At 41.8% G+C, this 5,027-nt stretch carries 6 protein-coding genes; 4 read left to right on the top strand and 2 right to left on the bottom strand.

Annotated features, from left to right (window positions below; genetic code table 11):
- Positions 1-72 precede the first annotated feature (72 nt).
- The 3 genes from QUA58_RS30780 to QUA58_RS30770 all read left to right on the top strand — a co-directional run bounded on the left by QUA58_RS30780 (position 73) and on the right by QUA58_RS30770 (position 2,286).
- Positions 73-444: a hypothetical protein gene (locus QUA58_RS30780; RefSeq protein WP_333397925.1), complete on the top strand. Its 372-nt coding sequence runs from the start codon at positions 73-75 to the stop codon at positions 442-444.
- Positions 445-568: 124 nt separating this feature from the next.
- Complete coding sequence (locus QUA58_RS30775; RefSeq protein ID WP_333397923.1) at positions 569-2,032, top strand: class I SAM-dependent methyltransferase; 1,464 nt, start codon at positions 569-571, stop codon at positions 2,030-2,032.
- Positions 2,033-2,124: 92 nt separating this feature from the next.
- Positions 2,125-2,286, top strand: coding sequence for a hypothetical protein (locus QUA58_RS30770; RefSeq protein WP_333255422.1), 162 nt, complete (start codon positions 2,125-2,127; stop codon positions 2,284-2,286).
- 34 nt (positions 2,287-2,320) lie between these two features.
- Here the strand turns inward: QUA58_RS30770 and QUA58_RS30765 are convergent, their stop codons facing one another.
- Both QUA58_RS30765 and folD read right to left on the bottom strand, forming a co-directional pair.
- Positions 2,321-3,121 carry a calcium-binding protein gene (locus tag QUA58_RS30765; RefSeq protein WP_333397921.1) on the bottom strand — a complete coding sequence of 267 codons (801 nt, stop codon included), beginning with the start codon at positions 3,119-3,121 and terminating at the stop codon, positions 2,321-2,323.
- Positions 3,122-3,194: 73 nt separating this feature from the next.
- The gene (gene folD / locus QUA58_RS30760; RefSeq protein ID WP_333255426.1) at positions 3,195-4,073 is read right to left on the bottom strand and encodes a bifunctional methylenetetrahydrofolate dehydrogenase/methenyltetrahydrofolate cyclohydrolase FolD; all 879 of its coding nucleotides are present in this window, start codon (positions 4,071-4,073) and stop codon (positions 3,195-3,197) included.
- Between the two features lie 144 nt (positions 4,074-4,217).
- Between folD and QUA58_RS30755 the strand changes: the two genes are divergently transcribed.
- Entirely contained in the window at positions 4,218-4,643 is a 426-nt protein-coding gene (locus tag QUA58_RS30755) for a DNA-binding protein (protein WP_333255428.1), read from the top strand.
- Positions 4,644-5,027 lie beyond the last annotated feature (384 nt).

The raw sequence follows: 5,027 nt of genomic DNA, 5'->3' as shown, positions 1-5,027 counted from the left end.
AGGTTTCATCCTATTTTACCTCTTGCAAGTCTACCCCCTTGACAATTTGCACTTTTTCTTAACTTGTCACAAATGGGGCAGGAGTTTGAAGATGCTGATGGGAAGAAGAAAAAAATTGATATGGAAATTTTGGAAAAGGTTAATCCAGAAATTTACGAAGAAATGAGTTTTGATAAAATGTGCCAGCGCGTCGAGTCAAAAAAGCTTGTTGCATTGGGAAATGACGAATTCTTTAAGAACCTTCCATATCTCCGTCAGATTAGAAATCGTGTTCATGTTCACATTGTGAAAGATGACACCGATACAGATTATCTAAAAATCCAGCAAAAGGAATATAATTTAGCAAGAAAAGTTCTTTTCACCCTACTGACTTCCGAGCTTTTTCCTAATGTTAGAGAAGACTTGTTTGATTATCTTAAGGTAGATGAGACGACGAAATACTGAGAAACCCACCCTTGCAAGGTTTTTTGACCATTTCTAATGCGTTGCAATGGCGACTTCAGTATGGAAGAGTCATTGAGCGTGCCGGACAACAGGAAGGGGTTATCGCAGTTTATAAATCTAACCGATGAGTTCCAACGATCGCAAAACCAAACTAGAATACGGGGTTTTTCAGACACCGCTGGAATTAGTACAGATGGTGTGTCGGAAATTGATAGAACTTGATGTTAACCCCAAAGTCATCATTGAGCCAACTTGCGGGATAGGTAATTTCATTAAAGCTGCTGCAAATTTGTTTCCATCCGCCAGCAAGATTATCGGGGTTGAAATCAATCAAAGTTATTTAATAGAATTAAAAGCTAAGCATGAATTGTTACAGGATGAAAGATGTGAGGTTAAGCACGGAGATTTTTTTGAATTTGACTGGACATCATTAATCAACCAATTTAATCATAGGGTACTGGTACTTGGCAACTTTCCTTGGGTAACAAACTCACAACAAGGAACTATTGGCAGTGAAAACTTGCCCAAAAAAAGTAACTTTCAAAAGCACACTGGCTTAGATGCACTAACAGGTAAAAGTAACTTCGATATCTCAGAATGGATGCTGATCCATGCGATACAATGGTTGCAAAATCGTGACGCCACTCTGGCAATGCTTTGCAAGACTTCCGTGGCCAGAAAGTTATTGAGTTACATTCATTCAAAAAAACTTAATCTCGCTAACTGTGCAACTTACAAAATAGATGCTAAAAAGTATTTTGATGCAAATGTTGATGCCTGTCTGTTATTCTGCAAGTTTGACTCAAGCTCACAAAACTACTTCTGCGATGTATTTAGCAGTTTAGAAAGTTCTGACTGCCACCGAATCGGATATCACAACAATCTCCTGGTTAAGGATATAAACTCTTTCAGTAAATTGGGTAATTTATATGCGGTGAATTCAGGGGTAAAATGGCGATCTGGTGTCAAACATGACTGCTCGAATGTGATGGAATTTCGGAAAATTGATAATTTGTTTGTCAATGGATTTGGGGAAGCTGTCGAGATTGAGGAAACTTATCTATTTCCGCTACTTAAAGGATCGGATGTTGCTCAAAATCGCATTAATGCTACGGAGCGCTATATCCTAGTTACTCAAAAATTTATCGGTGAATCAACCGAAAATATCAAAACTATAGCTCCTAAAACCGGACGTTATCTAGAGAAGTGCGGGCAATATCTAGATAATCGCAAAAGCAAAATTTATCAAAATAACCCTCGATTTTCGATTTTTGGAGTAGGCGATTATAGCTTCCAACCTTGGAAAATTGCGATTTGCGGGCTTTATAAAAAATTGGATTTTAGGTTAATCGGTGAAATAGCTAATAAACCTGCAATCTTCGATGATACTGTTTACTTTCTTAGCTTTGAGAGCGAGAGAGTTGCACGTCAAACTTTTGAGCTTTTGAATTCACCGGCGGCCATTAACTTTTATTCAGCGATCGTATTTTGGGATGAAAAGCGCCCGATTAAATCCAGCATTTTAAATTGTTTGAATCTAGCAAGGCTGGCAGATTGGGAATTTGTAACCGCAGATGCACGCAGATAAACGCAGATAGATAGAGATATAATTTATATTATCGGTAATTCTGAAAACCTATGACTCAAGCTTTACCCAAACTCGTAAACTTCTAGGAATTTGTGGAGTGGCTGCCAGAAAATCCGGCGGTACGCTACGAACTGCACAATCGAGATATTATTGAAATTGTACAACCAGTAGGCGAACATCAAGAAGTTACAGGCTTTCTTACGATCGCAATTGCTGTTCAAATTAATCATCTATACATGGAATCTGCTGTATGATAAGTTTGTCAGTCCAGGAGTGATTGTCCTGAATTTAGAAACCCTGAACGGAAACAATCCTGCTTTGAAGTTCATTTGGGGTTACATCGTCTACAAAACCTAAAATCGCGTTAGAATTTCTGACTCTGATGAGAGTTCCTGAATAAACTCCGCTAATTCCGCCTCTGAGTTGAGTTCCTGAAGCAGATCCGCTAAATGCGTCGGCCGGACTTGGAGGGAGTAATGGTTGTAAAGCTTGCGGCAGATCGAAAGTATATGTTAATGCCACATTCTGTACCTGCTCCAACACTATATCATTGACCGTTAAGTCACTCGCTAATCCAATGCGATCCAAATCAGGATAAAAACTTTCGATTATATCACTAGAATTGATATCTGTAGTGGCAGAATCTATTCCCAGAACGCATAAATTATTGCCAAACCCACAACTTAAGAAGTCTCTGCCCAAGCCGCCAACCAGAGTGTTATTCCCATCTGCGCCGTCTAAAACATCATTCCCTCTACCCCCAAATAAAATATCATCGCCAGCCTCTCCCACAATAAAATCAGCATCTAGACCACCACTGAGGGAGTTATTCCCTTCCTGTCCAAACAAGGCATCTCTTCCTTTTCCCCCAAATAAAGAATCGTTGCCTCCAAAACCTGTGAGAAAATCTTCCCCTTCATTTCCCAGGATTAACTCGCTAGCCCCTGAGCCATTTACTGTATCGTCGCCATCGAGCGCCCAAGCTCCTAAAGGGAAGTTGGTTATATCTTTAGGAAAAAGTTGAATGAATTCCGAGGTGTTGTCGCCAATTAAGCGCAATGTCCCTGACGAATCCGGTGTTAAAGCCATAGCTAAAATCTTTGTCTGTTGGTAGATTACTAACCCTACTTGAGCCAATACTGGCTCATAAGTGGGTCATAATTCAATTAGAACCGTATTCAATATAACTCGAAACGGTATTTTCCAAAAGCATAGCAACAGTCATCGGCCCGATTCCTCCCGGCACCGGCGTGATAAATTCGGCTACTGTTTTAACAGCATTAAAATCAACATCTCCGGCCAAACGGCTCGTACCGTCTGGATTGACGACGCGGTTGATACCGACATCAATTACTACTGCTCCGGGTTTAACCATATTAGCTGTAATCATTTCTGTGCGGCCGACTGCGGCTATTAAAATATCGGCTTGCTTGGTAATAGATTCTAAGTTTTGCGATCGCGAATGAGCTACAGTAACAGTGCAGTCGGCTTCTAACAGCATCAGCGCCATCGGTTTACCTACCAAAATACTTCGTCCCAAAACAACGGCATTTTTTCCTTTTAAATCAATCTGGTATTCTTGCAATAACCGCATCACTCCGGCGGGAGTACAACTCCGCAAACCTTGCTCCCCGCGCACGAGACGGCCTAAATTTACAGGGTGAAGTCCGTCAGCATCTTTGTCGGGGGCAATTTGGTACAGCAGCGAAATTGCGTCTAAGTGCTCTGGTAGCGGTAATTGAACTAAAATGCCATCTACTCGATCGTCCTCGTTGAGTGCACGAATTGCAAGTTCTAGTTCGGCTTGAGTAACGTTTGCGGGGTAATGCTGGCCGAAGGAAGCTATGCCAACCTTAGCGCAGGCTCGCTCTTTGTTGCGAACATAGGCTGCGCTGGCTGGGTTGTCGCCCACCATCAGCACCGCAAGTCCCGGAGGACGCCCTTTTTGGGGTTGTAGGGCGCGGACTCGATCGCTCAGCTCGCTTTGAATCTTTGTCGCTAAAGCTTTGCCATCTAGTATTTGAGCAGTTTTGGCATCCATTGTAGACTCTGGGTTAGGGGCTGACGATTTTAGATTTTAGCTTAATCCCCGCCAAGGACTCCACTAGAAAAATTTCTTACTTGCGATCGATTCTGGGGATTCTGTTAAAGTAAGTCGTATCTCACATCTCTAATCATTTGACCAATGACTACTGCAATTAAGCAAGTTTGGGTTCAAAGATTCTGCACCGGCTCTTTGTCGCTAGTCCTCGCCAGCGGTTTTTTCAGTTGTGGCAATTTACCTCTGTCTCAACTTAATCTTGGCTTTAATGTGGCTAGCATTGGCGACGTTCAACAAAAGCGGCAAGTGGATGCTGAAGTTTATCTCCGGGGAAAGGTAGAAAATCGCGCTCCGTTTGTAGGGAATGCGGCTTATCAACTTGAGGATGGTACTGGCAGTATTTGGATTTTAACCAAGCAAGATTTGCCCCAGCTTGGCGATGAAGTGTTGCTGAAGGGAGAAGTCCGCTACAAGAGTATTACTCTGAAGGAATTGGCCGGAAAAGATTTAGGTGAAGTTTATGTTGAGGAAATGGAACAATTAAAGCGCACTCCAGCGGCCACTCAATAAAAATAGGAAGATACTAATTTCTTTCAATAACTAAGTACCTCAATTTCATAAAAATCAAAGGTTTGTAGTTGCGCCCAAACGCTGTGGGTAGGTTTATTTATGCTGAAAGTCGCTCGACTATAATAGCCTCGTCGGGGCGGGTTTATCAGCTTTTTTGTTTATATTACAGATTACGGTTAACCTGCCCCTCAATCAAATTCTGCCCTATCTCGTAAATAACTTCTTCCCTCTTCCTTCTCTCCTCAATATCCCTCCGTTAAATCCATTAAATCCGTTAATCCCGTACATTGCTCGTTGTAGAACTTTCGTAATTGCTCAACCCCCTTGACAAGAAGACAAGATAGACATTAGATAAAGGAATGGAAAAACTCCCCGACCTAAAAC

Origin of the sequence: Microcoleus sp. N9_A1 (assembly GCF_036701795.1) — a bacterium.
Lineage (GTDB): Bacteria > Cyanobacteriota > Cyanobacteriia > Cyanobacteriales > Microcoleaceae > Microcoleus.
The sequence above is the reverse complement of the archived record's forward strand: the minus strand, read 5'-3'. Positions and strand labels throughout refer to the sequence as shown.